Here is a 26,958-nt window from a genome sequence, read left to right as displayed (position 1 = left end):
TGTGTTGTTAGTAAAATATTCTGGGATTCTGCTCTGACATTATTTACATCCTGCAAAATTAATCTTGCTTGTTCCACAAGACTGGTAACATTAATTTCCTCCAGTTCTCTTTGTGCTTTTGTTAATTCATCGAAAAAATTGCTAAAACTTTCTACAGCTTGTAATTTCTGGGATAGTTGAGCTTCAAGTTGTTGAATATTTGTTTCAATAATTTGTCCAGCTTGTAATTTCTGGGATAGTTGAGCTTCAATTTCTCTGGCGTTGCTTTGAGATTCTATAAGTTGGTCATAGCTATTGCGAATTTGTTCATCAACTTTTTGGGCTTGTTCAATAGTTCTGTTTGCTCTCTCTACGGAATTATTAATTACCTCGGTGAGTTGTTGAAGTTGTTGGGCTTGTTCAATAGTTTTGTTTACTCTGTGTAGAGAATTATCAATTACCTTGGTGAGGTTTTCAAGGTCTTTAGCAACTTCTAAATCTGTGGGGTTTTGATGGTTAGTCATTGGTTCCTCTTTGAGAAATTTGGTTGATAGCAGCCTGACACAGGACAGATACAATGGAACCATGTTGATGGGCAATTATATCTCGGAATGGATAATCTTGAGGAATATCTTTACCAGTCCTCATTCTCACTCTAGCCCCTTCATATATCAGTCCTTGTTGCTCAAGTTTATCTGCAATATTCAGTATGACTAAAGAGCGATATTCTTCCAGTTCTTTGTCTTGTAATTGGGATATTTCTTCTACTGCATCCCAGTATCTACCTAAAGCCCTGAATAATAGGCATTTGAGGGGAACGATGTCAATGGGACTCCAAAAACTATTGTTTTCTAGTAATTTTAATTCTGTTAATTCTTGCAGAATAATTTCATCGTTTTTAGATGCTCTTAAAGTTTCTATAGCTGTCTGCTCAATTTCTAATACTGTTTGATTGTCAACTCTGGCTGCTCTCAAAGCTGCATAGGTATCCCAGTAAATTTTCAAAGGCTTACTGCGTAAACCTTCATCAACGAGGTTACGTATTGTCTCGAAATCTTGGGATATCTGTTCTCCATTACCAAACTCTGTAATCCATGCTAATGGTTGATCAGCATTAGAAAAATTGAAAAACTGACATTGATTAAAATAGTTTCTACCAATGCGCTGAATTTGATCAGTAGTGGCAATGATTAGTAATCTATAACGAGGTCTAGTAAAAATTGTATATAAATTGCTTGCTTCTTCCATTGATAGTTTTCCTTGTCCCTGGAATACGGAAAAAGCCACACAACCGTCAAACTCCCTCCCTTTAGCTTGGGTAACATTCAGGTAATCTATTCCCGATAACTTCTGAACTTTTGGAGGAATATGAGCAATATTTTGATAAATTAACTTGACACGGCTAGAAATTCTTTGCAGAAGATAGCGATCATCTCGATTTAATACCCTGTCATTGAGTCGAGAGAGAACTTTTGACAATTCTTCTGGTGACTTGCATTCTAAAATCCTTACCTGTTCACCCTCTTCAAAACAGTTGTTAGGATTACTAGGATGAGGTAACCATCTTCCTTGGTTTTGTGAGTTAGCTTGTCTTGCAAAAGAGTGAAAAATATTGGCAAATTCTAAAATACGCTGGGTATTGCGATAATTGTATGTCAGAGAATGTGTTATGTTCAGTTGTAATTGTCCCCAATCAAAACCAGTAGGTTGAATCCTTTGATTCATATCTCCTAAGAGCCAGAGGACATGAGAATGGTTATGTTGATGCCATCTTAACAACATTTTTTTGATAGCTTCAATTTCAGCCATTAAATAATCTTGAGCTTCATCAAATATAAACAGCGTTTTAATTCCTTCTGGTGGAGGTATAGTTTCTGTAATTTCTCTTAACCCCTCTAGCCAAGTTTTTTTATCTCCTAGTGTTTTTTTCCAGTTGTTTATATTAACTCCTCTTAGTTGTTGGATTAGCGCTCTATTTTCTATATAAGTTCTATTATTGTTTAGGTTGCCTAAATTATCTTCGTTGAGCACAAATGCCCTAAACAACAGTAAATCCCGATTATCAACTCTTCGGAGTTCTTGTTGTAAAGCACTTAACTCTTCTTTATCCGTAGCAATCTGAGCATATATGTTTGGTTCCCCTTGCTGCAACCACTGTTTAAAAGTACCTAGGAAAAAATGCGGCCTTTGGTCTTGTGAATTGAACTCTGGCTCCTGTAAAGTTGATTTTATCTCAGTAAAATTTTTAAGATCAGAAAGTAAAGCTTCGGGAACAATTAAGGCAACATTCCAACCTTGGTTATCAAATAATTCACAAGCTATTAAAGCAGCACATACTGTTTTACCTGTACCTGGTGCGCTCTGTAATAAAAAGCTATTAATTGAAGTATGATTTGGTGGTGCAGCGGTTATTAATTGCTTAGAAATTGCTTGTTGCTCACGGGTAAGAAGAGGCGAATACAAGTAACCACCATAAACAAACTCATACCAAGAAGTAACTCGGTTATGATTAAATTGGTAAGTGGGAAGATGCTCTAGACGTGTTTCTTCAATTCCCAGTAACTCCGCTAGTGTGATAGCACCTTCTGGATTTACATTCACGGGAATTCTATTATAAATATCACGTCTTAACCCCGCCGCAATTACTAAAATTTCATAATTATTTTGAGTCCAAACAACTCTAATATCACCTCTTCTAGTGCGCCATAAATTTTGGTATCCTTCTAAGCCTCTTGTATCTCCCAGGTTTCCCTGACTCAGGTCTGTTAAGACTCTTGCTATATCGTCAAAGTAATTATGTAACTTTAGGATATGCCGAAAAACAGCCCTGGTAATTTTGATAGTATAATTACACATGAAATACTCGGAAAGTATTATATCAACTATGTAAAAATTTAGTCTAAGTTCCAGCTTATCATGAGTATATAATTTTTGTTTGTCGCGCAGAAAGTCAAGGTAGTATATAATGTCCGGTAAAATACCAGTAACAGTGATTACAGGTTTTTTAGGCAGTGGTAAGACTAGCTTAATTCGCCACCTACTACAAAACAACCAAGGTCGCCGTATTGCGGTGTTAGTCAATGAGTTTGGGGAACTGGGTATTGATGGTGAGTTGTTAAAATCCTGTGAGATTTGCCCTGAAGATGGGGAAGAGGGGAGTAATATCTTCGAGTTAACTAACGGCTGCTTATGCTGTACTGTGCAAGAAGAGTTTTATCCCACGATGCAGCAGTTAATTAAGCGGCGAGATAGCATTGACTGTATTGTGATTGAAACTTCTGGTTTAGCTTTACCAAAACCTTTAGTTAAAGCCTTTCGTTGGCAAGAAATTCGCGCCGCTGCTACAGTGGATGCAGTGATTACCGTGGTAGACTGTGCGGCGGTAGCATCGGGCACATTTGCTAGAGACCCGGAGGCCATAGCTGCTCAACGCCAAGGAGATGATAGCCTAGAACATGAAACACCCTTACAAGAACTGTTTGAAGACCAATTGGCCTGTGCAGATTTGGTGGTGTTGAATAAAACTGATTTAGTGGATCTGGAGACAAAGCTGGAAGTTGAGGAACTAATTAAGCAAGAGTTACCCAGGGTGGTGAAGATTGTGGAAAGCAATGGCGGTACAGTGGATGCTTCTATTTTACTGGGATTTCAAGCCGCAGTTGAAGATAATTTAGATAGTCGTCCCAGTCACCACGACAACGAGGAAGACCACGAACACGACGAAGAAATTACCTCGACTCACTTAGTATTAGACCGGAGCTTTGACCCGGAAAAGCTACAACAGCAACTGCAACAACTAGCACATCAACAGGAAATCTATCGGATTAAAGGCTTTGTGGCTGTACCAAATAAGTCCATGCGCTTAGTAATGCAAGGTGTGGGAACGCGGTTTGACAGATTCTACGATCGCCCATGGAAAGTCCAAGAGCCTAAACAAACTAGTTTAGTTTTCATTGGTCGTGATTTGAAACCTGCGGAAATAGCATCTCAATTAGTAGCTTTATAATCACCGCAAATTTATGAATATCTCTCAACTATTTGACATTGCCAATATTTTCGTTTTACCCTTTTGGGCGTTAATGATTTTCTTACCTAACTGGAAATTTACACGGTGGGTAATGGCATCATATCTACCTTTTGTAGTTTTAGCTGCTGCATATTTGTATCTGTTTGTCAATAGTATTAACCCAGAAAATGCTGCGGCTTTATCTAATCCCCAGTTAGCAGATATTGCGCGATTTTTTACTGATGAAACAGCTGCTGCAACCGGTTGGATTCATTTCCTGGTGATGGATTTATTTGTGGGTCGTTGGATATATTTAGAGGGTCAGAAAACAGGTATCTGGACAATTCATTCTCTGGCTTTATGTTTGTTTGCTGGACCTCTAGGTTTATTGTCTCATATAGTCACCTCCTGGATCACTAGGGCATTTTTCCCCAATTCACAGACTAAGGATGTGGAAGAACCGGTGGTTTCTGCTGGCAATTAGTGTTAGTGAGGGGATGTGCAAAGTTCAGGATGTCGATAATTGGGATCAACCCAACAGCGTGGTAGATTTTCACCAGAGGGGAATACAAGACTTTGTTTTTTGTAGGTATCAGGTTCTTGTTCTTCTTGACCTAATTGGTCTTGGCCGTGAATAATATTACTATTGGGGTCAATTAATTCTAGAAAATCAAGGACTTTAATAATTTGGTTGGAATCTTTGAGTTGTAAAAACATACAAGTAACCTCATTACATTTGCAATAATGAGTTGTGTATGTTCACTTGATGAATATTCAGGAGAGGGAAATTAAAACTCGCTTTGATATCTCTCTAAAATATCTACTAAGTTGACTTGACATTGTAGTGGTAGTAGATCAATTAAAGGCAATTCTTTTCTCCCGCCGCCAATTTTGACCGGTATAGATTCCAAAACTGCCATAACTCGGTCTTCATTGACAGTTTTGGAACTAATTAAGGGATACATATGTTCAGCAACTACAGTGTTTAGTTTGGCATCTGATAAATAAAGATGCCACTTGGCAATGTCCATATAAACGGCTTCGCCAATTTCAGCAGCTAGGGTTTCTAGTAATTCTGCGGTGTTAGTAGTAGCCATAAAAATCACCTTGTATTAACTAAAGAGCGTTAAGTATCAGCTTCTTTAACATTATCGCGTAATTATCAAGCTAAGTCTACTGACCCAGGTCACAATTGCCCTAGCTTAACAGTCCTTCTTCAGGTGGATTTGGGTGGAGTTTCGCCATAGTTAGCGATGGCACTAATATAAATCAGATGCAGTAACAATACTAATATCCAACCTGCTGTTAACCAGGGTAGCCACTGCCAAGAGGCTGCCTTTAAGTTGTGGACAAACCATAAACCAGAATTAACAGCTGTAGTAAGTGCTACGTGCACAGCAAAATTCATCCGGTCATCTAGCTTGCGGAATGCTGGGTCTTTGCGGTCGGGTTTGCGGGGCCAACGAGGAGGCATAAATATTTATTACAAACTTCAACAGAGTAGAAACACAGCTGTTTGCCATGTATTTACTCATTCTAAGGTTTTTGGGGTTTTCTGGTGAGAAGACAGAAAAAGTGAGTATTGAGAATTGTGAAGTTATGTTGTGGGAGATGTATAGTTACCTGATTTGCCGCCAGTTTTACTTAGCAGTTGAATGGACTCAATTTGAATAGATTTTTCTAAAGCCTTGGCCATATCGTACAAAGTCAAAGCCGCTACAGAAACAGCGGTTAGGGCTTCCATTTCTACACCGGTTTCGGCTTTAGTTTTGACTGTGGCATGAATTTGATAACCGGGAAGTTGGGGGTCGGGTGTGACTTCTACTGTAGTTTTTTGTAGTGGTAAAGGATGACACAGGGGAATCAATGTGGCGGTTTGTTTAGCTGCCATAATTCCTGCTAACCTGGCGGTTGCCAAGACATCGCCTTTTGGGGTATTGCCAGCTTGAATTGCGGCAAAGGTTTCTGGTAACATTCGCACCTTAGCCATAGCTAGGGCTTCCCTGATGGTAGGGACTTTACCGGAGACATCCACCATCTGTGTTTGGCCTTGAGAATCAAGGTGGGTTAAGGGGGCAGAATTAACTAAAAAATTGTCTTGCATTTTTTTAATAGTACGTGCTACGATTGGAATCTAGTGAGGGTGTGTAGCTCAGTGGACTAGAGCACGTGGCTACGGACCACGGTGTCGGGGGTTCGAATCCCTCCTCGCCCGTCTGATGAAAGAAAAAGGCAGAGTAGAGTGATTCTATTTTGCCTTTTTTGGTGTTTAGTTGCCATTGTCTGAGGAATAACTATCTTGAGCACGCCCCAAAGCAAAGCGCAGAGAATTAGTGAGGTTATGGCTGGATTGGGTGAGAAATATCATGGTGGCCAGGAGAGTTAACCCGGCAGCATAACCAAACATATGGCGGTAGCCTACTTGTTCGGCAATAGCACCGAGGGCAGGCCCGGCGATGCCAATGCCAATGTCCAACCCCACCAAAGATACGCCAAAAATCCTTCCTCGTTCATGAGGACGGGCGCGGTCTGTCATCATTACTGCCATCATGGGAATTGCTGTCCCAGAAGCAGCACCTTCGACTAGTGCTGATAATAAGAAAACAGGGGCGCTGTTAGCTTGCCATATACCTATCATGGATAAGGTGAAGGCAATCAAGCTGAGGGTGATAAACAAACCTCTACCATAGCGATCAGAGGCACGACCAATGAATAACCTGACATTAAAACTAGCAACGGCGGCTACTGTGTAAAATAGTCCTGGATTCAAGTCTATATTGGTTGATTTGATAAATAGTGGTACAAAGGTGTGCAAAGTGCCTAAAACCATACCAATCAACAACATGACTATTGCTGGTATACGCACACGGGGAGTCAACAATAGTCGCCAAAATAGATTGTCATCGGCGTTGTTGTCTAGTTTTTCGTTAATAGATGGATTGACGATGGGTACAATACACAACATTCCAGCAAAGCCTAAAGCCGCAGATACTAAAAATAATGGGGTGTAGCCCACTACTGCTTGTAAATATCCCCCCAATGCTGGCCCAATGGCTGCACCAATGGGGTTGACTAAACTCATGTAGCCAATAATTTCACCCCGATTTTTGCTAGGGGCTAAATCTCCCACCAATGCGATGTAGGCAGTACCGAAAGCGGCGAGACTGATGCCGTGAAAGGCGCGTAAGACCATTAATGGGATAATTGACCTTGCTAACAGATAACCCAGAGGTGCGATGGCAACTGTTGACATACCAATTAGCAAGACTATCTTACGACCCCGGCGATCTGCTAGATCGCTACACCAAGGGCGAAACATTAACATACCGATGGCAAAACTGCCCATAATAATGCCAATCTGTTGACTGTTGGCGCCAATGTCTTCGATATATAGAGGTAAGGTGGGCAATAAAGAGGCAAGGCTAGACCAGAACAATAAACCTGCTGTAAATAAAATCAGCAGGTTACGTCTTAGTTCAGGTTCTAATGTGTGAAGAACTTTCAAGGTAGATTTCAGTTTTTTTGCAGGGTGTTTCTCATATTGTTACTTTACTTAACATTTTTGGCTACTACTTCTCGGACTCGATAGATGGGACGACCTTGAGATTCATGGTAAGTACGCATCAATAATTCAGCTAACAGACCAAAGCAAAACAGCTGTACTCCAGTGACTACCAGGAGAACGGCCAAAATCAGTAGGGGGCGACTGCCAATTGATTGACCTAAAGCCAATTTAATAAAAGTTAAGTAAATCCCGATTAATGTTCCTGTCACTATGGAAATGAGACCCAACAGCCCAAAAACGTGCATGGGGCGGGTGAGAAACTTTTTCATAAAGTAAATAGTTAACAAATCCATCATGACGCGAAACGTCCGCCAAATTCCATACTTACTGCGACCAAAACGCCGAGCATGGTGACGTACTGGGATTTCGGTAATGCGCGCTCCTTCAATGTAAGCTAAGGCGGGTAAAAATCGGTGCAGTTCCCCGTATAGATTCATATCTGCTACAAGTTCTGACCGATAAGCTTTAAGGGAACAACCGTAATCATGTAGCTTAACTTCTGTTACCTTGCCAATGAGCCAATTGGCAATTTTAGAAGGTATTAACCGTGAAACGAGAGCATCTTGGCGTTTATGTCGCCAACCACTCACCAAATCATAGCCTTCTTCTAACTTAGCCAATAATAGGGGGATATCAGCCGGGTCATTTTGCAGGTCAGCATCTAAGGTGACAATCACTTTCCCGATGGCATAATTAAACCCAGCGGCCATTGCTGCACTTTGACCGTAATTCCGCCGTAGAAGTACCGCTTTTAAATCAGTACGGATTTGTGCTTGTTCCTTGAGGAATTGATCTGAACCATCTGTGGAACCATCGTCCACACAGATAATTTCATAGCTAAAATTATCGGCGGTGAGACTAGAAGCGATGGCTTCCAGCAAAAGTGGCAGACTTTCTAGTTCGTCCCGTACTGGTATCACCACCGAAACATCGGGGACAATGACCGAACTCATTTCATTTTGTTGATTTAAACTTTGGGAAATTAACCCACTCCTCATGTTCTTCAGCGTCTTCAACGTTTCTGTGGTTTATAATTTTGGATTACCCTACCAGCACCTCGCAGCTGCTGATAATATGACTGACTTACCATATCTCCCTGTTTTGAGAGAATATCAATGCCAATTCCATTGCGTCCCTGATTTTTTCCGGAACTGTGAATGTAATAACCATCACCTAAATATAAACCCACATGAGTGGCTTTGGCGGTAGTGCCAAAAAACACTAAATTCCCAGGTTGTAAGTCAGAAATGTGAATTTTTTGAGTGAAAGCTTCTTGTTGATAAGCATCTCTGGGTAACCAAATACCCACGGAAACAAAAGCAGCCTGCATTAAGCCTGAACAGTCGTAATTTGGACTGACTGTACCACCCCACAGATAATAATTGGACTGTTGCATGGCTTTTTGGGTAAAAGCAATAACACTTGGTAGTAGTTTTGTAATGTCAAGCTCGGAAAATGATTTAGCCTGATAAAGTACAGTAGCAGGTTGTAATATACCCAAATCGGCAAAGGATACCCACCCTGGATAGTCATCCTCACACAAACACACCTCAACTGCTGACTCTTGATGATTTGATGTTACCCGTAAATGTCGCCCAGCAGCTGCTTGAGTTGTCAGGCGCGTGCATTGGGGGGAATCATATAAATTCAAGTCGGCGCAACAGTGGTATTCTGCCGATGTCAAATTTAGGATTTGGGATTCTGGATTAGAGAGCATTCTACGATGATTTTCTTTAGAAAAGACGAACAACTCGAAAATCTTGGTAATGGCATTTTAGAGGCAACTTGGGCAACATTTCCTAGGTTAGCTCGTAACCAAGTCGCTCTAACTTGGATTGTTTATGATCCCCCAGTACCTGTGAATACTGGCGGTGCTTTGACTCCTGACGCTTTTTGGAATCATACAGTTCGTGGTTTTGCTTATCGCGGTGTTGAACGAATTTATCCTGGGAGTGTAGTCAAATTATTTTATTTGGTAGCAGTCAACGAATGGCTGGAAAAAGGCATGACCCAACCTGCTGAGGAATTGGAACGGGCTTTAAGAGATATGATGGTTGACTCTAGTAATGATGCTACTAGCTTAATTGTGGATATTCTGAGTGGCACTACTTCAGGACCAGAGTTGCCTGTTGGGCCTTTTGAAACTTGGAAATATCAGCGTAATATTGTTAACCGCTACTACCAGTCTTTAGGCTGGGAAGAAATGGAGACAATTAACGTTTGTCAAAAAACTTGGGGTGATGGACCCTATGGTAGGGAACGGGCATTCTATGGGGCAATGCTAGATAATCGCAATATGCTAACGACCAATGCTACGGCTAAGTTACTTCATAGTATTGTGGGTGGGGTGGCAGTTTCTAGTCGGCGATCGCAAGCTATGATGGATTTGCTCAAACGTAGTCTCAATTTGGATGATTTGCCTACTGATGTTGAAGAAGACCAGGTAACAGGGTTTCTGGGTGGTGGTGTGGCTCAAGATGCTCAAATTTGGTCAAAGGCTGGTTGGACAAGTCAAGTTCGTCATGATGCAGCATATATTGAGTTACCAGAACAGCGTCCTTACATTTTAGTGGTATTTACTGAAGGTAAAGCTAATGCTAAAAACCGGGATATTTTACCTTTTGTTTCTCGGCTATTTGCGAAAGCCATGAGTAGTCTATGATTTGTAATTTGTAATTTGTAATTTGTAATTCGTAATTAATAATACAGTTTTCTTGATTGTTCAATGACAAAAACAGAAATCCAGATAATATTTACACTGTTGGGATTTATTACTCAATGTGTTTTTAACTACGAATTATGAATTATTTTCAGCATATTGTATTTAGATTTGGTGTGGGAAAGTATGGCAGCGCTGAAGAAAAAAGTTTCTGTTATTCACTTTTAACGAGTTTTTATCATTTACCTTGGGATAGATTTAAGCTTAATTAGTTAAGCAGTATATTTAAATGTCAACACATCATGGTTCACCAACTTTTCAGCTAAGTTAATGATGTTGATAGCTAAATACAAAATCGTGATTTAGTGTTAGTTAATTAGTTTTTAATTTTCCTATGACATCCCCTGATCCGCAAACTAATTTTGAAAAAAATCTTTCACAAACTTCTTATCAGTCATCTTTTAAACAACGGCGGTGGCTAAAATTAATGTTGGCTTTTATACTGATTATTGGTGGTGGAACGGCTATTGTGTGGCGGATGTTTATTCCTAGATATGAAGGGACAGTTACTAATAGTAAGACTCCAGGGGTGAGAGTTAAGGTATCACCAGTAAAAGTTGGTACAGTTGACGAAAGTTCAGACTTTGTTGCTAGCTTGGAGTCTCAGCGTTCTATAAAGATGCGGTCAAAAATTCCGGGAGAAGTTACCCAAGTATTTGTTAAATCGGGAGATCCAGTTGTAGCAGGAAGAGCAATTATTCAAGTGGATTCTATAGCACCAACAATTGATGAAATTAATGCTACTCATCAGGCTGCTTTGATACAACAGGAAAATGCTCGTGCTAAACTTAAATCCCTAGAAGCAACACGCCAATCTCACATTGCTGATTTGCAATTGCAGCAACAGGACTATGAAAGGTATGCTGAACTGGCGGCTCAAGGAGCTGTATCCCGAAGTTCTAGGGATTACTATGCTAGTAGATTGGCTAGGGCTAAGGCTAATTTAAGTGCAATTAATTCTCAGATTGAAGGGGAGAAAAGCATAATATTAGAGGCTGAAAAAGTTTTGCAACAAGCTGAGGAAAATATTAAAAACCGAAAATTTCAGCGTCGGAATTATCAAATTACAGCACCTTTTAGGGGCACAATTGGGGAAATTGCAGTCAAAGTAGGTGATTTAGTCAATACTTCTACTCCCTTGGTTACTGTTTCTCAGAATAAACCTTTAGAAGTAAACATTTCTGTTCCATCGGAACAAAGCACCCAATTACGTAAGGGAATGCCTGTAGAGGTTTTAAATCCACAAGGTGAAGTTCTCAGTACTAGTAAAATATCCTTAATTACTTCTGATCCTAAGAGTGAGGAGCCAGAAATCCTCATTAAGGCTATTTTTAATAATTCCGCAGGTGAGTTACGACCTGATCAATTAGTCCGGGCGAGGGTGATTTGGAATCAGCGTTCTGGGGTGTTAATTCCTACAAAAGCAGTGTCTCATCAAGGTGGGGAAACTTTTGTTTATGTGATCAAAGCTCAAGAGTCTTCACAAGGGGTATCTCAATTGATAGCTCGGCAAAGGCGGTTAAAGTTAGGCAATATTAAAGATGATTATTACCAAGTTTTGGCAGGATTACAGCCAGATGAGAAAATTGTGACATCAGGACTTTTAAATCTCAAGGACGGTGTGGCAATAGTGCCTGAATCGTAATTAGCTCTAAGCAGATCCCTCTACTTTTTTGAGAAGTGGGGGGGTATATTAAAAGATATCTGCTGGGTCTGCTGAGTTTAATTTTCCCATGGCGATGGCGCCGGAAATTAGACACATTATGATAGTTAATATTAATATGAAAATTATCCGGTCAGGTGTCATAAATAGTGGTAACTTGGTGACGTTGCCAGTGAAAATATACATCAGAAAAGAAACAGAAGCACCAGGTATAAACCCGCATATAGCTAATATTAATGCTTCTTGAAATACAACCAATAGTAAGTAGGTGTTGCTATAACCCATTGCTTTGAGGGTGGCATATTCAGGTAAGTGATCCATAACACCACTGTAAATAATTTGATATACAATAATTACACCGACTAAAAAGCCGATGGCGACACCCAAGGAAAAAATAAAACCAATGGCACCATTTTCTTGCCAATATTGCTTTTCAAAATCAATAAATTCTTGACGGGTGAAAACTTGTACATCTTTAGTTAAGTAAGATTGCAATGCTTTGGCCACTAGATTAGGATCACTACCAGGTTTAAGCTTAATTAAGCCTAAGTTAACTTGACCTGGTTGTTGTGTTGAAAATATCCTTAAGTAGTTCTGGTCACTGGTGATAACACTACCATTGGCTACAAAAGAAGCACCAACTTCGTACAAACCGCTAATTTGCACTTTACGCCCTTGGAGTTCTGTGGTTACAGGTTTACCATGGGATATTTGAGCGATGATTTGTTGATATTTGCCGCTAGAGTTACGGTCAAATAACAGCGTGTTGGGATATTTAATCTGATCCAATTTTTGATTAACTGCTGGCAAATTGAAGGCAGGTTGTTCTGGATTAAAGCCGATGACTAAAATTGATTCATCTAACTTGGTTTGGGGACTTTTCCAAACACCTAAGCGGGCATAGACAGGATTAATTGACTCAACTTCTGATAAGTTGGCAGCCTGAAATAAACGACGACGAGGAAAAGTACTGAGAAGTCCCAAGTTTTGTGCTTGGGGACTAACTAATACTAAATCTCCTTGTAAAAGCTGATGAAATCTGGTATTACTATCATATAAAGCTGACTGAAAACCTAATTGCATTAACATTAAAAAGTCAGCAAAAGTAATTCCGCAAATAGCAATAATAAATCGCCCTTTTTGCTTCATTAGTTGCCGCCAAGCCAAAGGTATTTTAGGTTGAAACATGGGGAGGTGGAAAGAAAAGCAAATCATTAGTAATTATGGACTAATGTCTATTGCAACATTTACCTGAAGATTAGTGAAATGAGCTACTTTCTGACTAGATGCTCTATTTAAACGAATTTTAGCTTCAATGACTCTGGCATCTGTAGCTGCTGTGGGGTCACTGTCTAATACATCTTTTTTGGCTACTTTGAAGCCAATGTGATCTACTATTCCCGTTAATTCACCCTCAAAAGCATTGCTGGGACTGGTAATGATGGCAGTTTGACTAAGGCGAATTTTGCCAATGTCACTTTCATAGATTTCTGCGATCGCATACATTTGATCAGTTTGTCCAAGTTCCACAATTCCTTGTTGGTCGATGGTTTCACCGGGACGAGCTATAATTCGTAGAATTTGACCTGCTTGTGGTGCACGAATATATGCTAAATTAAGCTCTACTTGCATTTTTTCCACGGTGGCCATGGCGCTATCTACTTCTGCCTGTGCTGTGGCTACATCTGTGGGACGTACTTCGGCTGTTTGCTCTAAAGTAGCTTTGGCTTCTTGAATTTGGGCAGTGAGGGTGCGTTGAGTTTTTGCTAAACTGGCTTGGGCGGCATTTAATTCTTCTTGGGCAGTTTTTAAGGTTAATCTGCGAGTATCTAGGTTAGAAGCGGCGATAGCACCTTGTTGGTAAAGATTTTGATAGCGGCGAAATTCTATCTCCGCATTTTGTAATTTAGCTTTTAGGCGAGCGATGGTAGCTTGTTGGGTTTGAATTTCACCCTCTAATTGTGCTTGGAGATTTGTGATAGTGGCTTTTTTAGCTGATATTTCACTTGGTGGTGCGCCGGCTTGTACTTGAGCTAACCGTGATTTCGCTACTCGGACTTGTTGCTGTGCTTCCTTGAGATTAGCTTGTAAGCGATAGCGATTATCCAAAATAGCAATTACTTCTTTGGCGCGAACTTGTTCACCTTCTTTAACTAACAGTTGGGCGACACGACTACCGCCAGTCCCATCACTGGGAGCAGATATCCTAATCACTTTACCTGTTGGTTCTAATCTTCCCAATGCATTAACTTTAGGAATCACTGGTTGACTAACTTGTGTGGTTACAACAGAAGTGGAAGTTGTTGTTGGACGAGTGAGATAGATGACTCCCACTGCTATGGTCATCAGTGAGGTAATACCCAGTGCAGCTAACCAACGCAAATTGGCTGGAAATAAAGAATAATTCTTTATTTGCTCAGAATTTCGCAACATTTTATCGTTCCTTGTCTAGCAGTCATAATTCGTGAAATCTGGTTTTTGCTGATGGTGAGGACTCCTCACCGACGAAGTGGGTTGTGGGGGACAAATCTTTCTAGTTTGCTCCTGTTTCTACAAGCTGTTCATACTGAAAAAAACCAGGATTGAGAATACCCAGCGGGTCATACTTTCTTTTTATGTGATTGACTTTTGGCCAATAATCACCAAATTGCCATCGCCATCTTGGTAAGTCAAACTGCGCCCAAGTGGCCATATATCTTTTACCACCCATTTGCAAACTTAAATCAGTCAGTAAATTTAACTGCTGTAACACAGGTTCTACCTGAGTTTTAGGAATAGTGGGATACATTCCCAAGCCGATAATCAAATCATGATCAGGTAAGGGAAACATTGGCAATTTATGATGGCGAGAATTGAGGCAAAAGGAACCTATGGGTAAAGTGCGAAAATCCAAGAAACTAGGTATACGTTCCAAAGCAATATCAATAAATTCCTTTGCTTGAGATGCTGGTAAAAGTACATCTATCCAGGTGTTAGCAGTATTTACAGGATAAGGAACTTGACCTAGTGGTTGAATGAATTGTGCAAAAGTCAAGTCTTCCGTGTGGATATGACGATAAAAATTTAAATCACCTAGGAATTCAGCATCATTAATTTGATTGACATCATCAACTTCTACAGTTATTTGCATCCTGTAAAACCAGTGAATTAAGGGTTTCATTGGGTTTTTTGCCCTACTCATTCCTTGTAAGCAAGGTGAAAACAAAGATACTAAACCATCTATCGGAGTTTCTGTAACTAAACTACGCGCATCATCTAAAAGTTGATTTAAATTGTCATAGCAAAGAAAATAACTGCGAGTGTAAGGGCGATATTGTCTGAGACGATTTTTAACTTTGGTGATGATACCAAACTGACCATAACCACAAAGAACATGATGGAAAAGTTCGCTATTTTCTGCGGGTGTACACCAGACAATATCTCCAGTACCTGTAACAACTTCTAAACCTAAACAATTTTCAGCTTGAGAACCATAACGAAAAGAACTTAAACCTAAACCAGCGGTAGAAAGAGTTCCTCCCACAGTTACATCAAAATTATTGGTGAGTACAGGGGGAATTACACCATGAGGTATGGCAGTATCAATTACTTGCTTCCAAGTAACACCAGCATCAGCTTCAAACCAAAGTTCTTTGGGTTGTAATTTATGAATTTGATGAAGATTCCTCATATCTAGGAGGATTCCACCTTCATTCAAAGATTGCCCACTTAAGGAACGTCCCGCAGCTCGCGAGGAAATTGTTAAACCTTGTTTGGCAGCATATTTAATTGCTGCGGCAATATCACGGGAGTTTTGGGGACGAATAACAATTTGTGGTTTTTTTTGAATGATGTTACCAAAATCTTGGGAAACTTCTGCTAAATCCGATGATTGGTTGCTAATTTCTCCGGTGATGATGTTTTTTAAATCTTGGAGAATACTGTTCATAAGTTGATATTTTTATTCTAGCTTTTGATTTTAATTTGAACAAAAAAAGCACAGAGAGATAATAAAGTTTAGTTAAAGAAGCGCATTTTCAGCATTTTTACAGCAATTTTGCACATGGTAGGAATTAATCCTATGAGGGATAGAGTACGAGACATTACCTGAGTAAAACTACTTTGTTTGTTTGCCTGAGTAATTGGCAGATTGTTGGTGGTTCTTTCATATTTGAATATACAAACACAGTCACCTTCTGCTTGTTTGCTCAAAATTTCTGCTTTGATTCCGGGGAAGGCTCTTTTGGTAGCTTCTTGTTCCATTTCACAAAAGATGCGACAGGGATGATCAAAACCGTATTCTTTGGCAATGGATAAAACTGGGCAAACTCTTTGAATTTCTAATGCTGCATCTGTACCATTTTGAGAAATATCTACTACATCCATGACAAAGCCCATTAGTCGCAGTAAGGGGGCGGCTTGGGTGAAACCTTTGGCTAGGGTGTTGTGCTCAATGAAAGTCCCCATCAAGGCTTTTTGTTGTTCAGGATATTTTTCCATCATTTCTTCAAACGCGGCTGTATCTCCTTTTTCTGCTGCCAAATTTTTGTATTTTTGTAATCTTTTTCTGAATAAATTCATGGCTTTAGACTCATCAAGGTTGACGATATCTTCCATGCGGAGATTACCTGTAACTAGTTCTTTTTCTATGGTCATTTTTGTGTGGTTATGTATTGAGTAAAGCTATTGATATTTACCATGTATAAAGGCGAGGGTATTCTAATGGGATTGATAAGTTAATAGTAAAAAAGTAGACGGTAGGCTTTAGGCTGATCTCTGGGTTTTCATTATTTGTCTAAGGCAGGAATAGGCAACTATGTTTCTGGTTTTGGTGGGGCTTTCAACCTCACGACAAGATATGGTAAATATGCTTTTATATGCTAGAATAGAAACAAAGGCAAATTATCCAAATTAGTACATATTTACAAGCATTCAGACAGGATAAGGCAATGTCTATTTCTAGCTCGCTGGTAATATATGTCTGTTCTTTGTTTTTGTTGAAAGTGAAGTTTGTCATGATGATATGTAGTGGCTGTGTGTGGAATTGAAGGTGATTTTTGAATGAACTTTTGGCTATTGATTGCCTGATGTTAATTGATTTGAGTGTTTTCACGGTAGGGCTGCGTTAGTTACAGTGTTTATCATTGGCAATGAAAAGAATTTATAGCCAGTCACGGGGATTTTTGAGTACTTCTTTTAATATTGCTTCTTGGCTACCAGGTATGGGTTGATCATCGTATTCCCAGCTTGCAGCAGGAGGCATACAGTTAAACACACTTTCTTCCTTGACCATACCGCTAGCTAAACCAAAACGAATACCGCGATCGCATGACAAAATAAACTCGACATAACGCCCACGCATGAGATGTTGCCAATACTTATTTGCTTGTGTAAAGTACATATCTTTACGTTTTTCCACAATGGGCATATAAGCAGGGATAAAAGCATTGGCACAATTAGTTACAAATGACAGCAATTTTTGAGGATTGTCATTGTTTAAATGGTCGAAGAAGATTCCACCTATACCTCGATGTTCTCCACGATGTGGTATGTGGAAATATTCGTCACACAACTTTTTAAACTGGGGGTAATAAGAAGAATTGTACTGATCACAAACTTGTTTATGGACTTGATGAAAATGAATTGCATCCTCCTCGAAAAGATATGCTGGTGTTAAATCAGCGCCGCCGCCGAGCCACCAATAAACAGGTTGATGATTATGACAAATCTCGAAATAGCGATAGTTAGTATGAGCAGTGGGGGCCATTGGGTTATGGGGATGGATGACAAAGCTAGAACCTGTGGCGAAATAGCGGTTAGCTTTGCTGGTTGTGATTCGGTCGGCTACATCCGTAGCCAGAGCGCCTGATTTGTGAAAGGACATTCCCGGAGGTAACTCACCTTCTATGGCTACATAGTTAACTCCTACTTTTTCTAAGACATTACCGTTGTGCAGAATACGGTCAATATATACTGCCTCTTTAGTAGTTTCACCAACAGTCCAGTGTCCATTTTGATCACGATTCCAGGACTTTTCAGAAAACTGCTTACCATCTAACGCTTCTAGGGCTTTGCAAGTATTATCAAACGTCTGTTTGAAAAACTTGTCAATTACTCCACGCATTGTTAGTTGTTGTGCTACTGATTGTTGGAGGATATCGTTCATACTTATCTTCCCACTATTGATGAAGTGCGTGTATGTGTGTTTTTTTGCTAAAAATCATGAGTGCTACAAAATTGTCAAGTTGCAGCCAAAAGGAATTTTTGTGATCTAAAACATGAGTTTCGATGGGTCAATGGAATGTTGCTGTTGATTGTGCTGGGATAAAGGAAATCCAGCCTGATGTTTTTGGAGAAATTGGCGAAAAGTAATATCTAAAGCATCAGCAGCTACATGAAGTTCGTCTGATATTTTCGGTATTGATTGAGAGGTTAAGGTGGAAACCACTACGGTGTCTTCTTGGGCTAGTTTGTGGTCAATGTTTCTAAAAAATCCATCTAGCCAGGGTAGGGGTAAAACATTGCGATATAAAACGCGTTTGACACGAGTTTTATTTTCATCAATAGGGAGATGAGCAACTAAAATGCCAAACTTAATATCAAATCTGCTACCCCTACCTACACTAATTTCGGCGAGGGTAACATTAGGTAAATATAAGGTTAATTTCGTTTTTAATTCTGGTCGTCCACCGAGTAAAAAGTTTAGGAAATTTTTGGCGTTACCTAAAGATTCATAGTTAACTTTGGCAACGGCACCCCAATCATATTTTTCTACTTGATATTTAATAGTTTTGTTAATGGGTATTCTCTGACCAAAAGATTTTTTGTGAACTGCAATTACATGGGTAAAATCAAGATTAGCTTCCATTAGACGAGCATAGTTAGCATTATCTATACTATGGTCATACACAGGACGCATAGTGGAAACCATATCTTCGGGGAAAGTAGGTAAGGGAGGACGTTGTGCTTCTGGTAAGTCACCATAAAACAGCCAAACGAAACCATATTTTTCTTGAATTGGGTAGTTGTCTACACGAGCTTTTTTGGGTATTGGTGTACCAGGTGCATTGGAAGGAATTTCAATACATTGTCCATCTGCTTGAAATTTCCATCCATGATAGGGACAACGGAGACAATCTTTTTCAATCCAACCTAGAGAAAAAGCAGCACCACGATGGGGACACTGATCATTTAAAGCTATTATTTGTCCCTGAAAGTTGCGATAAAGAACAAATCTCTGGTTGAAGATTAAAACTTGCTTGGGCTTATTGGTAATTTCTGCGCTAAATTCACAAGCATACCAAAAGTTTTTTAACATAAAGTTTTTTAACATATTTATCTCCCATGTTGTTTTATTAAAGTTGTAATACTATTTTTTATAATGTTTTGCGGTGGATGTTTGTGGTAGTTATTTGCTTCAAAGCTGAAAAGTAAATTTAGTTCATTTGTGAGGTGTGGTTAGGTTGTGCTTGATTTTGATGATATTTTAAACCCCATCCCATAGCTAAATATTTTTGGCGCATCTGGCGATAAGCTAGGGTTAAAGCATCAGCAGCAACATGAACTTCATCTGATAAATTATCAGGTATTAACTTGGGATATTGGGATTCGGTTACTATTTGATCTTCTAAACCAACCTGATGATGAAAGTTGACAAATAATTTATCTGCCCAAGAATATGTGAAGAAGTTACGGAGTTGAATTCGTTTACTAATGGTTTTGTTTTCATTTACGGGGATGTGAATGGCATAGTTGATGATTTTTCCCCGACCAAAGTCGCTTTCAAATTTAGTTATGTTGGGTAAGTAAAAGGCAATTTTGGCATTTAATTGTGTTTTTTTGGGTCGAAAAAAAGCTTTAAAAATACCATTTTTTGGTTGAGTGTAATTTCTGTAGACAATTTTGGTACTTATGCCCCAATCTTCATTTTGAACTACATAGTTCTCTACTTGGGGGTCTTCTGCAAATCCTGCGCCAAATGAATTAGCGTGAACTGCATAAAGATGGGCTGGGTCAAGAGCATTTTCTATGACACGGGTGTAGTTAGTTTGCATCTCGTATTGTACATAAATCGGATGCATTTTGGGGTCTTGATATTCTGGAAAAGCAGGAATTGGTGGATGTTTTTCTGCTGGTAAATCTCCATAAAATAGCCAGATAAAACCATATTTTTCTTGCACTGGATAACTATTTATGTTGGCTCTTTTAGGGATGGATATACCAACTTCATTAGAAGGAATTTCCACACATTTTCCATCTGCTTGAAATTTCCATCCATGATAGGGACAACGGATACAGTTGTCTTCTAGCCAGCCTATAGATAGGGCTGCACCGCGATGGGAACACTGGTCTTTTAAGGCAATTACTTGTCCTTGAGAGTTGCGATAAAGTACAAATCTCTCGTTTAACATCACAATTTGTTTAGGCTTGTTAGTAACGGCTGAACTAAATTCGCAAGGGTACCAGAAGTTTTTGAGCATTGTTAATTTCCTAAATCTTTAATTGATTAGAGGTTTTTTATCCTTAATTTGGGCGAAAAAAGGATAATTTGTAAATATCTTGCCCAGGGTAACTGATTTTTCTACTGGTAGTGAGGGCTTTAGTGATGAAAAATTTTTTTGTCAGTATTTTTTGTGTTGTGTGGAACGACAATCATTTGGTTAGCTGTGGTTGAAAGTATTGTTTGTGGGCTAAATTAATTTAATTTATATTAATTTAGCTGTTTTTGCGCTTTTGATATAATTTAGCTTCTGTTGAGTTTTTATAGCTTCTATTAACTTTGTTTTATGCCATCTGTTCAATAGAGTTTCTTCTCTTTCTTAGGGTATAGGTGATACTATACCAATGCATTAGTGCATTAGTCAACTGATGTACATTTTTTCTCGATGAACCATTACACCAATAAACTAGTAAATAAGTTTATTAGTTGGAGTATAGTGTGGCACAAGGAGAAGCTTCGATTCGGGTTTACCTGTCCCCTGAAGTGAAAGACAGGTTTAAAACAGTTTGTTTTTTTAAAGGACTGAATATGTCTGATGTTTCCGCCGAACTCATTGAAGACTGGTTAGCTCAAAATGACATGGAACTGCCAAATTCGCAGAAAATCTCTCCCTCCCCCACGGGTAAAAAGAGTAATAGGTCAGTATGATTTAACAAGGGAATTAAATTAACTACAATTTTGATTTGGGTTGTGGTTTGGCTATGTACTTCCACTGGGTTAGGTGGTGGTGAAAGCAAATCTGTAGGATATTTTGCCAACCTGGATAAATTTGTGATCTATTGGGAAAAAATTGGGTGACCAATATGCTTAGAACCTTTATTTAACGAGAGGTTCACCCATTGTGGTAAAAAACTTCTCCCAGGTTTTTTGATTAAACTAAACTCAGAGTTCTGTGGTGTTGGGTATGGGAAGAATTTTGCCCCAGTCCTTAGCTATATCCATCCCAGGCCATAGGGAAGGTGTAATCTGAGAACAAAGGTAAGTGTGGATTTTCGCTGGGGGTTTCTTCGTCTAGAACTTTTATGACTTTGTTGTAAATGTCTTCGGCTTGTTGTGGGGAATCGCCAATGCTGGTTAATCCTAACTTGCCAAATTGGGAGAGACAACCCATGAGGTGAAAAACTGTGCCTGTTTCGGTACAGCTATCAAAGTGCAGTCGGTGGTGGGCGATAATATCCATTAAATCGTTGGGTAACAATCCTCGATAACGGTCTTTTTGCAGGTTGTCGGTGGCTATGTAGTATTTGGGTCGCCCTTGCTGACTGTAAAATAAACCGTTGGAAAGGTCGTAGTGTCCGTTTGTTAACAATTTCAGGGTCATGAAGGGATGAGTAGTACCACCTTTACGTAGGTTGATTTCAATTGCTTGAATTTCCCATTCTCTATTTCCTTTGTCGATGGCGACAAAATCTACCCCAAATCGTTCAAATGCACCTTTTTCCGAGAGTTTTTTACCTACTTCTAAACCCCATTGTTGTAATTGCAATCGATAGCTGGAGTCAGCAGGAAATCTACAACCAAGATAAATTTGTCCGTCTGGACCACCGAGAATTTGGTCATGGGTTGAGAGAATTTCTACTCCACCAGAGGGTGTAATGCGTCCTTGGACACTTGGAGAGCGCTTAATTTCCCCTTCTATAAAGGCTTCAGCAATGGCTCCTATTTCGGGAATTCTTTGGGAAAAATTGCCCCAATTTTCTTTTGTGGATTGAAAACGCATGGTGGAGAAGCCATGGCTAATGGCGGCTACTGTTTGGCTATGAGATACTTTTCCTGGTGCTAAATCCAGAATTGGTCTCAAATCTAGCAGTGCATTTCCTTCTCCTGAAATGCCTTCATTGAGTTTGATGACTATTCTTTGTAATGTTGGTTGGCGTCGCCATAAATTGCTGGCTACTGTTGCTAAATCTTGCTGATTCCAGACTTTTTTGCTACCATCTGGGTGGGGAACTGCGCTTTCTGCGAAGATTTGCCGACTACCACTTTTTGTCCCCCAAATTTGTAAATCTGGTGCAGCAGCATACAATGGTACCTTCAACCTGAGAGACAATTCGGCTTCTAAAAATGTAGAATTGTAACAGGTCATGAATGATTTTTCTGGCCTCAATGCTTGGCGGATTCTCTCTAGCAGTCGGGGACGTTCTAAAATCTTGGTAGTTAGGGGTTTGAGAGAAGAGTCGTAGGTAGAAAGTAGCAGTAAGCGATTACGGGCATGGGAAAAAGGAATTCCGGGTAATAGTTGCAAATAATAATCAATAATACTGGGATGTAGGGGCATTGATGTAACGTAAATTAAGCGAGTGCGTGGGTTTCGCAACCGCATTAAAGAAAATAATAATCTTTCTTCATAATGTTCATGGCCTTCTATTTTATGAAGTTCATGCTGGTCGATGCTGAGGGAAGGAATGATTAATATATCTGCCTCACTATTATCAAATAGTTCAACACTTGGCCAGCGATGGCATAAGGTTAACTGAAGATGGCGAAATTTATCAATTTTGTCTAATTCTGAAATATTCAGCATCACATAATCTCTACTCTGTTTTAATTCCCAATACTGCTTTACTACTCTGGTATATACCAAACCTCGTCAGATGGGGCTAATATGCAACACATCTTTGGATTAGTGTTAGTGTCCTGGAATATTAGTCTGTGGTAAGTAAAGAATTTGTTGATGTACTAGGGAATTATATTCACCCAATTGTTAGTAAATTTGTCTGTTTTGTGTTGCTTAACTAAGTGAGTAATTATGGCTAGGCTAAGTTGGTGATGGGAGTTCAATGTGATGGCTATATTGCAAATATTTGACGATATTTAGCATTTATTTACATAGAAAATAAATTTTTTGAATTTTTTGTAAATAAATCAATATAAATCATAAATTATGTATACAGAGAGGTTGCGTCAGCAATTTTGCTTGAATGAGTTTGTCAATTCCCTTTTAAAATGAAGAACATTATCATTTGAAAAGTTTGTTACTGCACTTTTTGCTTGTATCAGGAGGGGAATGATGGGCCGTCCAATAATTTTGGGTATTGTCGGTGATAGTGCTGCGGGTAAAACAACTCTGACTAGGGGAATTGCTCAGATATTAGGACCAGAGAATGTGACACTGATCTGTACTGATGATTATCACAGTTATGATCGTAAACAACGTGGGGAAATTGGGATTACTGCTCTTCATCCTGATTGTAATCATTTAGATATCATGCAGCAGCACCTATCGTTGCTACGCACAGGACAACCGATTCTCAAACCAGTTTATAGTCATGCAACCGGGACGTTTGAACCACCAAAATATGTTAAGCCTCAAAAGTTTGTGATAGTTGAAGGCTTACTTGGTTATTTTACCCGTGCAGCTCGTGATGCCTACGATGTGAAAGTTTATCTTGCGCCTCCCGAGGGGGTGCGGGCTCAGTGGAAGGTGAAACGGGATACTCAAAAACGGGGTTACACTCCTGAACAGGTATTGGCAGAACTGGAAAAGCGTGAACCAGATTCGGAAAATTTTATTCGTCCCCAGCGCCAATGGTCGGATATAGTGGTGAGTTTTTATCCAGCTAATGATGAATATGAGGAAAATAACGGACATTTAAATGTGCGCTTGGTGTTGAGACCCACAATCCCCCATCCTGATTTTACTTCAATTTTGAATTTAACTGATGGTAATTCTAAATCAGCGATTCGCCTGGGATTAGACCGGGATATGGGTAAACCTGTGGATGTGTTGGAAGTTGATGGTCATGCGACTTTGGAACAGGTGAATAAGTTGGAGCATATTTTATGTTCGGATATGCCTTATTTGTTAAATATGTGCGATCGCGAAAGTAATCCAGAATTGGGCAAAATTGCGGGGACAACTGGGGAAACTTTGCAAAGTTATCCTTTAGCGCTGACTCAGTTAATTATTACTTACCATATGCTGAAAGCAACGCAAATACATCAATAACTAAAGTGTAGGGAGTAGTGTAATGGGTTAGTCTGGTTGACTATAAGTATCGCTTACCTACACTTAATCTGGAATTTTGCCTAACATAGTCATTGGTTAAACATTTTACCAGTGCTGGGGCTAGGTTAGTTCGGCTAAGGTCTAGGGCTAAACTAAAATTAATGTCATATTTCTCAGTCATAAATAGAGTTGTAACTGTAAATACTAACTCTGTTGATGTGAAGTAATTGTGGCAAATATTTATTTATTAGTTTTTTGTGCCTAGAAAAACAGATAATTATCCTGAAACTACCCAAAAGAAGTTACAGCTTGAAAACTCGTTCTAATTACTGGCAATTATCAGCTTATTTACGTCCTCATTGGCAAAATATTACTAAGGGATTTATTGGCATTATCGGTTATGTAGTGGCAACGTTAACGTTAATTAATCTCGCGGGTAAATTGGCAACTCCCTTTGGCGCCGGTAACGTGGTGGCCATAGCTCAATTGGCTGGAATCTTGATTTTAGTATTTCTGGTGCGTGGCTTTTTTCAGTCTGTCCAGGATATGTACATGGCGAAAGTTGCTTTGAGGGTGGCCTTTGATCTCCGCAAGGAGGTTTACTCTCATTTGCAAAAACTTGATCTCAGCTATTTTGAAACAGCAAAAGCAGGTGATTTATCTTATCGGCTTACAGAAGATATTGACCGTGTTGGGGAGGTGGTGAATAAAGTATTTCACGACTTTATTCCTTGTAGTTTGCAATTGTTAGCCATACCGATTTATATGATTTACCTCAATTGGCAATTAACACTGGCTACAGTGATTGTTGCGCCATTGATGGGTATTTTAATTGGGTGGTTTGGCGAAAGGTTGCGTAAGTATTCTTTGAAAAGTCAAAATCGAGTTTCTGGCTTATCGGCAATTCTGACGGAGGTATTTAGCGGTATTCGTTTAGTACAAGCTTTTGCGGCGGAAAATTATGAAATTGCTCGATTTGGTAATGAAGCAGAACGCAGTTTCCAAGCAAAATATTCTGCTGACCGGCTCAAAGCAGTACAAATCCCTATTGTGGGGTTTTTAGAAGCTGTAAGTGCTATATCTTTATTGATGGTGGGGGCATGGCAAATTTCTCAAAATAACTTAACAGTGGGAGAGTTTTTTAGTTACTTGACGGCGGCGGCGTTGTTAATTGATCCCATTGGTCATACTACTAATAATTACAATGAGTTTAAACAAGGTGAGGCCTCGGTGGACCGGGTTTTTGAATTGATGGCTATTCAACCAATAGTGGTAGAAAAACCCAATGCTATTGCCTTACCTGTAGTTAAAGGTCTAGTAGAATATCGTCATGTGTCTTTTGCCTACAAACCTGGTGAATCTGTATTAAAAAATATCAGTTTATTGGTATTACCAGGAGAAGCTATCGCTCTGGTTGGTGCTTCCGGTGCTGGTAAAACTACATTTGTCAATCTTCTTCCTCGTTTTTATGACCCAGAAGCCGGTCAAGTTTTGATTGATGGTGTAGATATTCGTGATGTGAAACTTCATAGTCTGCGGCGACAAATTGGTATTGTTCCTCAAGAAACGGTGATGTTTTCGGGGACAATTGCTCAAAATATTGCTTTTGGACAAAATTATTTTGATATGGAAGCAGTTGCAGCGGCGGCTAAGGTTGCTAATGCTCACGAATTTATTAATCAGTTACCAGAGGGTTACTATACTTGGGTGGGTGAGAGGGGAGTTAATTTATCCGGTGGACAACGCCAAAGAATAGCTATTGCTCGTGCGATATTTCTCAACCCGCAAATTTTGATTTTGGATGAAGCTACATCAGCTTTAGATTCTGAGTCAGAAGCATTGGTGCAAGAAGCATTAGAAAGATTAATGCACAACAGGACAGTGTTTATTATTGCTCACCGTTTAAGCACTGTCCGCAGATGCCATCGCATTTTGGTTTTGGAAGGAGGAGAAGTTATAGAATCAGGAACCCACAGAGAACTGTTAGCTCTTGAGGGGCGCTATGCACGGTTTTATCTGAGACAGCAACAAGGTCATCTACCTCTGGAGAGTTGAAAATAATGTTGCCAAAAATTCTGGTTTTATGGTTGTTTGTGGTTGGGTAGCAGGATTTCCATAGGCTTAATCTTACTATGTTTTGCCTAGGTCTTGCTGATAGTTAAATTTATAATATCTACCTTTTGATAGATGACAAGGTTATACCTTTTTTAAATTAAAGACATTTAACTTTGTATAAATTTTTTTATCAGGAATGTTGACTGTTGACTGTGCAAATTGTGCGTGGGTGATACAAAATTTGAGCAATTAATGACTCTATTCTTAATAGACAATGAACTTTATCTAGGTAAAACGCAAAAATTGTAAATTTTTATTGCAGGATTCAACACTTCTGGATTTAACTATATTAGGAATACAGTAATATCCACAATATCCACCCAAACCAAAAAACGCCCCCCGTTTCTGAGAGGCGCTTTTTGTTTCAGTCTTATTTAACTGAGCTTAGAAATTAAGCCTTGAAATTAACCGTTGATTGCAGGAGCAGTCAAAGCAACAGGAGCAACTTCACCAGCAGCCAAGTCTAAGGGGAAGTTGTGAGCG

The 26,958-nt window shown here is 39.4% G+C and carries 24 protein-coding genes, 1 tRNA gene and 1 pseudogene; 8 read left to right on the top strand and 18 right to left on the bottom strand.

Annotated elements, in window-relative coordinates; genetic code table 11:
- The coding region (locus tag NWP25_RS11465) for a hypothetical protein (protein ID WP_280699445.1) at window positions 1-503 on the bottom strand (503 nt) is incomplete at its 3' end.
- Complete coding sequence (locus tag NWP25_RS11460; RefSeq protein WP_280699443.1) at window positions 496-2,835, bottom strand: hypothetical protein; 2,340 nt, start codon at window positions 2,833-2,835, stop codon at window positions 496-498. The genes NWP25_RS11460 and NWP25_RS11465, both read right to left, overlap by 8 nt.
- Window positions 2,836-2,944: 109 nt before the next feature.
- Here NWP25_RS11460 and cobW point away from each other — a divergent pair, with 109 nt between their 5' ends.
- Window positions 2,945-3,985: a cobalamin biosynthesis protein CobW gene (cobW, locus tag NWP25_RS11455; RefSeq protein WP_280651178.1), complete on the top strand. Its 1,041-nt coding sequence runs from the start codon at window positions 2,945-2,947 to the stop codon at window positions 3,983-3,985.
- A gap of 13 nt (window positions 3,986-3,998) precedes the next feature.
- A complete protein-coding gene (locus NWP25_RS11450; RefSeq protein WP_280699441.1) occupies window positions 3,999-4,469 on the top strand; it encodes an ABA4-like family protein in 471 nt (156 codons plus the stop codon).
- Between the two features lie 2 nt (window positions 4,470-4,471).
- On the opposite strand, the gene NWP25_RS11445 is transcribed toward NWP25_RS11450, so the two are convergent.
- The 4 genes from NWP25_RS11445 to moaC all read right to left on the bottom strand — a co-directional run bounded on the left by NWP25_RS11445 (window position 4,472) and on the right by moaC (window position 6,089).
- Window positions 4,472-4,702, bottom strand: a complete 231-nt coding sequence (locus NWP25_RS11445; RefSeq protein ID WP_280651180.1) for an acetyltransferase — start codon at window positions 4,700-4,702, stop codon at window positions 4,472-4,474.
- Window positions 4,703-4,773: 71 nt separating this feature from the next.
- Window positions 4,774-5,082, bottom strand: a complete 309-nt coding sequence (locus NWP25_RS11440) for a DUF3181 family protein (RefSeq protein ID WP_280656174.1) — start codon at window positions 5,080-5,082, stop codon at window positions 4,774-4,776.
- A gap of 119 nt (window positions 5,083-5,201) precedes the next feature.
- Window positions 5,202-5,459: a 2TM domain-containing protein gene (locus tag NWP25_RS11435; RefSeq protein ID WP_280651182.1), complete on the bottom strand. Its 258-nt coding sequence runs from the start codon at window positions 5,457-5,459 to the stop codon at window positions 5,202-5,204.
- A gap of 123 nt (window positions 5,460-5,582) precedes the next feature.
- Window positions 5,583-6,089, bottom strand: coding sequence for a cyclic pyranopterin monophosphate synthase MoaC (moaC, locus tag NWP25_RS11430; RefSeq protein WP_280651183.1), 507 nt, complete (start codon window positions 6,087-6,089; stop codon window positions 5,583-5,585).
- A 37-nt stretch (window positions 6,090-6,126) separates the two neighbouring features.
- Between moaC and NWP25_RS11425 the strand changes: the two genes are divergently transcribed.
- Window positions 6,127-6,200, top strand: a tRNA-Arg gene (locus NWP25_RS11425).
- A gap of 54 nt (window positions 6,201-6,254) precedes the next feature.
- Here the strand turns inward: NWP25_RS11425 and NWP25_RS11420 are convergent.
- The 3 genes from NWP25_RS11420 to NWP25_RS11410 are packed head-to-tail and all read right to left on the bottom strand — an operon-like array spanning window position 6,255 to window position 9,267.
- Entirely contained in the window at window positions 6,255-7,490 is a 1,236-nt protein-coding gene (locus tag NWP25_RS11420) for an MFS transporter (protein WP_280699440.1), read from the bottom strand.
- 44 nt (window positions 7,491-7,534) lie between these two features.
- Window positions 7,535-8,548: a glycosyltransferase family 2 protein gene (locus NWP25_RS11415; RefSeq protein WP_280651185.1), complete on the bottom strand. Its 1,014-nt coding sequence runs from the start codon at window positions 8,546-8,548 to the stop codon at window positions 7,535-7,537.
- 14 nt (window positions 8,549-8,562) lie between these two features.
- A complete protein-coding gene (locus NWP25_RS11410) occupies window positions 8,563-9,267 on the bottom strand; it encodes a C40 family peptidase (RefSeq protein WP_280651186.1) in 705 nt (234 codons plus the stop codon).
- Between the two features lie 6 nt (window positions 9,268-9,273).
- Here NWP25_RS11410 and NWP25_RS11405 point away from each other — a divergent pair, with 6 nt between their 5' ends.
- Together NWP25_RS11405 and NWP25_RS11400 are read left to right on the top strand one after the other, a co-directional pair.
- Window positions 9,274-10,212, top strand: a complete 939-nt coding sequence (locus tag NWP25_RS11405) for a serine hydrolase (RefSeq protein ID WP_280651187.1) — start codon at window positions 9,274-9,276, stop codon at window positions 10,210-10,212.
- A gap of 391 nt (window positions 10,213-10,603) precedes the next feature.
- Entirely contained in the window at window positions 10,604-11,914 is a 1,311-nt protein-coding gene (locus NWP25_RS11400; RefSeq protein ID WP_280651188.1) for an efflux RND transporter periplasmic adaptor subunit, read from the top strand.
- 48 nt (window positions 11,915-11,962) lie between these two features.
- Here NWP25_RS11400 and devC read toward each other — a convergent pair whose 3' ends face one another.
- The 7 genes from devC to NWP25_RS11365 form a co-directional block, all read right to left on the bottom strand.
- A complete protein-coding gene (gene devC / locus NWP25_RS11395; protein WP_280699438.1) occupies window positions 11,963-13,120 on the bottom strand; it encodes an ABC transporter permease DevC in 1,158 nt (385 codons plus the stop codon).
- Between the two features lie 33 nt (window positions 13,121-13,153).
- The gene (locus NWP25_RS11390) at window positions 13,154-14,365 is read right to left on the bottom strand and encodes an ABC exporter membrane fusion protein (RefSeq protein ID WP_280699436.1); all 1,212 of its coding nucleotides are present in this window, start codon (window positions 14,363-14,365) and stop codon (window positions 13,154-13,156) included.
- A gap of 100 nt (window positions 14,366-14,465) precedes the next feature.
- Window positions 14,466-15,860 carry an FAD-binding protein gene (locus NWP25_RS11385; protein WP_280651191.1) on the bottom strand — a complete coding sequence of 465 codons (1,395 nt, stop codon included), beginning with the start codon at window positions 15,858-15,860 and terminating at the stop codon, window positions 14,466-14,468.
- 68 nt (window positions 15,861-15,928) lie between these two features.
- On the bottom strand, window positions 15,929-16,567 hold the full coding sequence (locus NWP25_RS11380) for a helix-turn-helix domain-containing protein (protein WP_280651192.1): 639 nt from the start codon (window positions 16,565-16,567) through the stop codon (window positions 15,929-15,931).
- A gap of 505 nt (window positions 16,568-17,072) precedes the next feature.
- A complete protein-coding gene (gene hemF, locus NWP25_RS11375; RefSeq protein WP_280651193.1) occupies window positions 17,073-18,077 on the bottom strand; it encodes an oxygen-dependent coproporphyrinogen oxidase in 1,005 nt (334 codons plus the stop codon).
- Between the two features lie 105 nt (window positions 18,078-18,182).
- The gene (locus NWP25_RS11370; protein ID WP_280699434.1) at window positions 18,183-19,244 is read right to left on the bottom strand and encodes an aromatic ring-hydroxylating dioxygenase subunit alpha; all 1,062 of its coding nucleotides are present in this window, start codon (window positions 19,242-19,244) and stop codon (window positions 18,183-18,185) included.
- Between the two features lie 103 nt (window positions 19,245-19,347).
- Entirely contained in the window at window positions 19,348-20,391 is a 1,044-nt protein-coding gene (locus NWP25_RS11365) for an aromatic ring-hydroxylating dioxygenase subunit alpha (protein ID WP_280699433.1), read from the bottom strand.
- 458 nt (window positions 20,392-20,849) lie between these two features.
- Between NWP25_RS11365 and NWP25_RS11360 the strand changes: the two genes are divergently transcribed.
- Window positions 20,850-21,059, top strand: coding sequence for a plasmid partition protein ParG (locus tag NWP25_RS11360; RefSeq protein WP_280651196.1), 210 nt, complete (start codon window positions 20,850-20,852; stop codon window positions 21,057-21,059).
- Between the two features lie 280 nt (window positions 21,060-21,339).
- Here NWP25_RS11360 and NWP25_RS11355 read toward each other — a convergent pair whose 3' ends face one another.
- Window positions 21,340-22,935, bottom strand: coding sequence for a peptide ligase PGM1-related protein (locus tag NWP25_RS11355; protein ID WP_280651197.1), 1,596 nt, complete (start codon window positions 22,933-22,935; stop codon window positions 21,340-21,342).
- A 486-nt stretch (window positions 22,936-23,421) separates the two neighbouring features.
- Here NWP25_RS11355 and NWP25_RS11350 point away from each other — a divergent pair, with 486 nt between their 5' ends.
- Both NWP25_RS11350 and NWP25_RS11345 read left to right on the top strand, forming a co-directional pair.
- Window positions 23,422-24,360: a phosphoribulokinase gene (locus NWP25_RS11350; protein ID WP_280699447.1), complete on the top strand. Its 939-nt coding sequence runs from the start codon at window positions 23,422-23,424 to the stop codon at window positions 24,358-24,360.
- A gap of 309 nt (window positions 24,361-24,669) precedes the next feature.
- Entirely contained in the window at window positions 24,670-26,415 is a 1,746-nt protein-coding gene (locus NWP25_RS11345; RefSeq protein ID WP_280699431.1) for an ABC transporter ATP-binding protein, read from the top strand.
- Between the two features lie 464 nt (window positions 26,416-26,879).
- Here NWP25_RS11345 and NWP25_RS11340 read toward each other — a convergent pair.
- Window positions 26,880-26,958: pseudogene (locus NWP25_RS11340) on the bottom strand (photosystem II protein D1); the annotation flags it as partial.

The sequence above is a fragment of the Umezakia ovalisporum Ak1311 genome (assembly GCF_029891685.1).
Taxonomy (GTDB): domain Bacteria; phylum Cyanobacteriota; class Cyanobacteriia; order Cyanobacteriales; family Nostocaceae; genus Umezakia; species Umezakia ovalisporum.
The sequence above is the reverse complement of the archived record's forward strand: the minus strand, read 5'-3'. Positions and strand labels throughout refer to the sequence as shown.

Bases quoted from the DNA above. Each gene is read 5' to 3' on its own strand.
- NWP25_RS11460 (WP_280699443.1), bottom strand. From the start codon at position 2,835: ATGTGTAATTATACTATCAAAATTACCAGGGCTGTTTTTCGGCATATC.
- cobW (WP_280651178.1), top strand. From the start codon at position 2,945: ATGTCCGGTAAAATACCAGTAACAGTGATTACAGGTTTTTTAGGCAGT.
- NWP25_RS11450 (WP_280699441.1), top strand. From the start codon at position 3,999: ATGAATATCTCTCAACTATTTGACATTGCCAATATTTTCGTTTTACCC.
- NWP25_RS11445 (WP_280651180.1), bottom strand. From the start codon at position 4,702: ATGTTTTTACAACTCAAAGATTCCAACCAAATTATTAAAGTCCTTGAT.
- NWP25_RS11440 (WP_280656174.1), bottom strand. From the start codon at position 5,082: ATGGCTACTACTAACACCGCAGAATTACTAGAAACCCTAGCTGCTGAA.
- NWP25_RS11435 (WP_280651182.1), bottom strand. From the start codon at position 5,459: ATGCCTCCTCGTTGGCCCCGCAAACCCGACCGCAAAGACCCAGCATTC.
- moaC (WP_280651183.1), bottom strand. From the start codon at position 6,089: ATGCAAGACAATTTTTTAGTTAATTCTGCCCCCTTAACCCACCTTGAT.
- NWP25_RS11415 (WP_280651185.1), bottom strand. From the start codon at position 8,548: ATGAGGAGTGGGTTAATTTCCCAAAGTTTAAATCAACAAAATGAAATG.
- NWP25_RS11410 (WP_280651186.1), bottom strand. From the start codon at position 9,267: ATGCTCTCTAATCCAGAATCCCAAATCCTAAATTTGACATCGGCAGAA.
- NWP25_RS11405 (WP_280651187.1), top strand. From the start codon at position 9,274: ATGATTTTCTTTAGAAAAGACGAACAACTCGAAAATCTTGGTAATGGC.
- NWP25_RS11400 (WP_280651188.1), top strand. From the start codon at position 10,604: ATGACATCCCCTGATCCGCAAACTAATTTTGAAAAAAATCTTTCACAA.
- devC (WP_280699438.1), bottom strand. From the start codon at position 13,120: ATGTTTCAACCTAAAATACCTTTGGCTTGGCGGCAACTAATGAAGCAA.
- NWP25_RS11390 (WP_280699436.1), bottom strand. From the start codon at position 14,365: ATGTTGCGAAATTCTGAGCAAATAAAGAATTATTCTTTATTTCCAGCC.
- NWP25_RS11385 (WP_280651191.1), bottom strand. From the start codon at position 15,860: ATGAACAGTATTCTCCAAGATTTAAAAAACATCATCACCGGAGAAATT.
- NWP25_RS11380 (WP_280651192.1), bottom strand. From the start codon at position 16,567: ATGACCATAGAAAAAGAACTAGTTACAGGTAATCTCCGCATGGAAGAT.
- hemF (WP_280651193.1), bottom strand. From the start codon at position 18,077: ATGAACGATATCCTCCAACAATCAGTAGCACAACAACTAACAATGCGT.
- NWP25_RS11370 (WP_280699434.1), bottom strand. From the start codon at position 19,244: ATGTTAAAAAACTTTATGTTAAAAAACTTTTGGTATGCTTGTGAATTT.
- NWP25_RS11365 (WP_280699433.1), bottom strand. From the start codon at position 20,391: ATGCTCAAAAACTTCTGGTACCCTTGCGAATTTAGTTCAGCCGTTACT.
- NWP25_RS11355 (WP_280651197.1), bottom strand. From the start codon at position 22,935: ATGCTGAATATTTCAGAATTAGACAAAATTGATAAATTTCGCCATCTT.
- NWP25_RS11350 (WP_280699447.1), top strand. From the start codon at position 23,422: ATGGGCCGTCCAATAATTTTGGGTATTGTCGGTGATAGTGCTGCGGGT.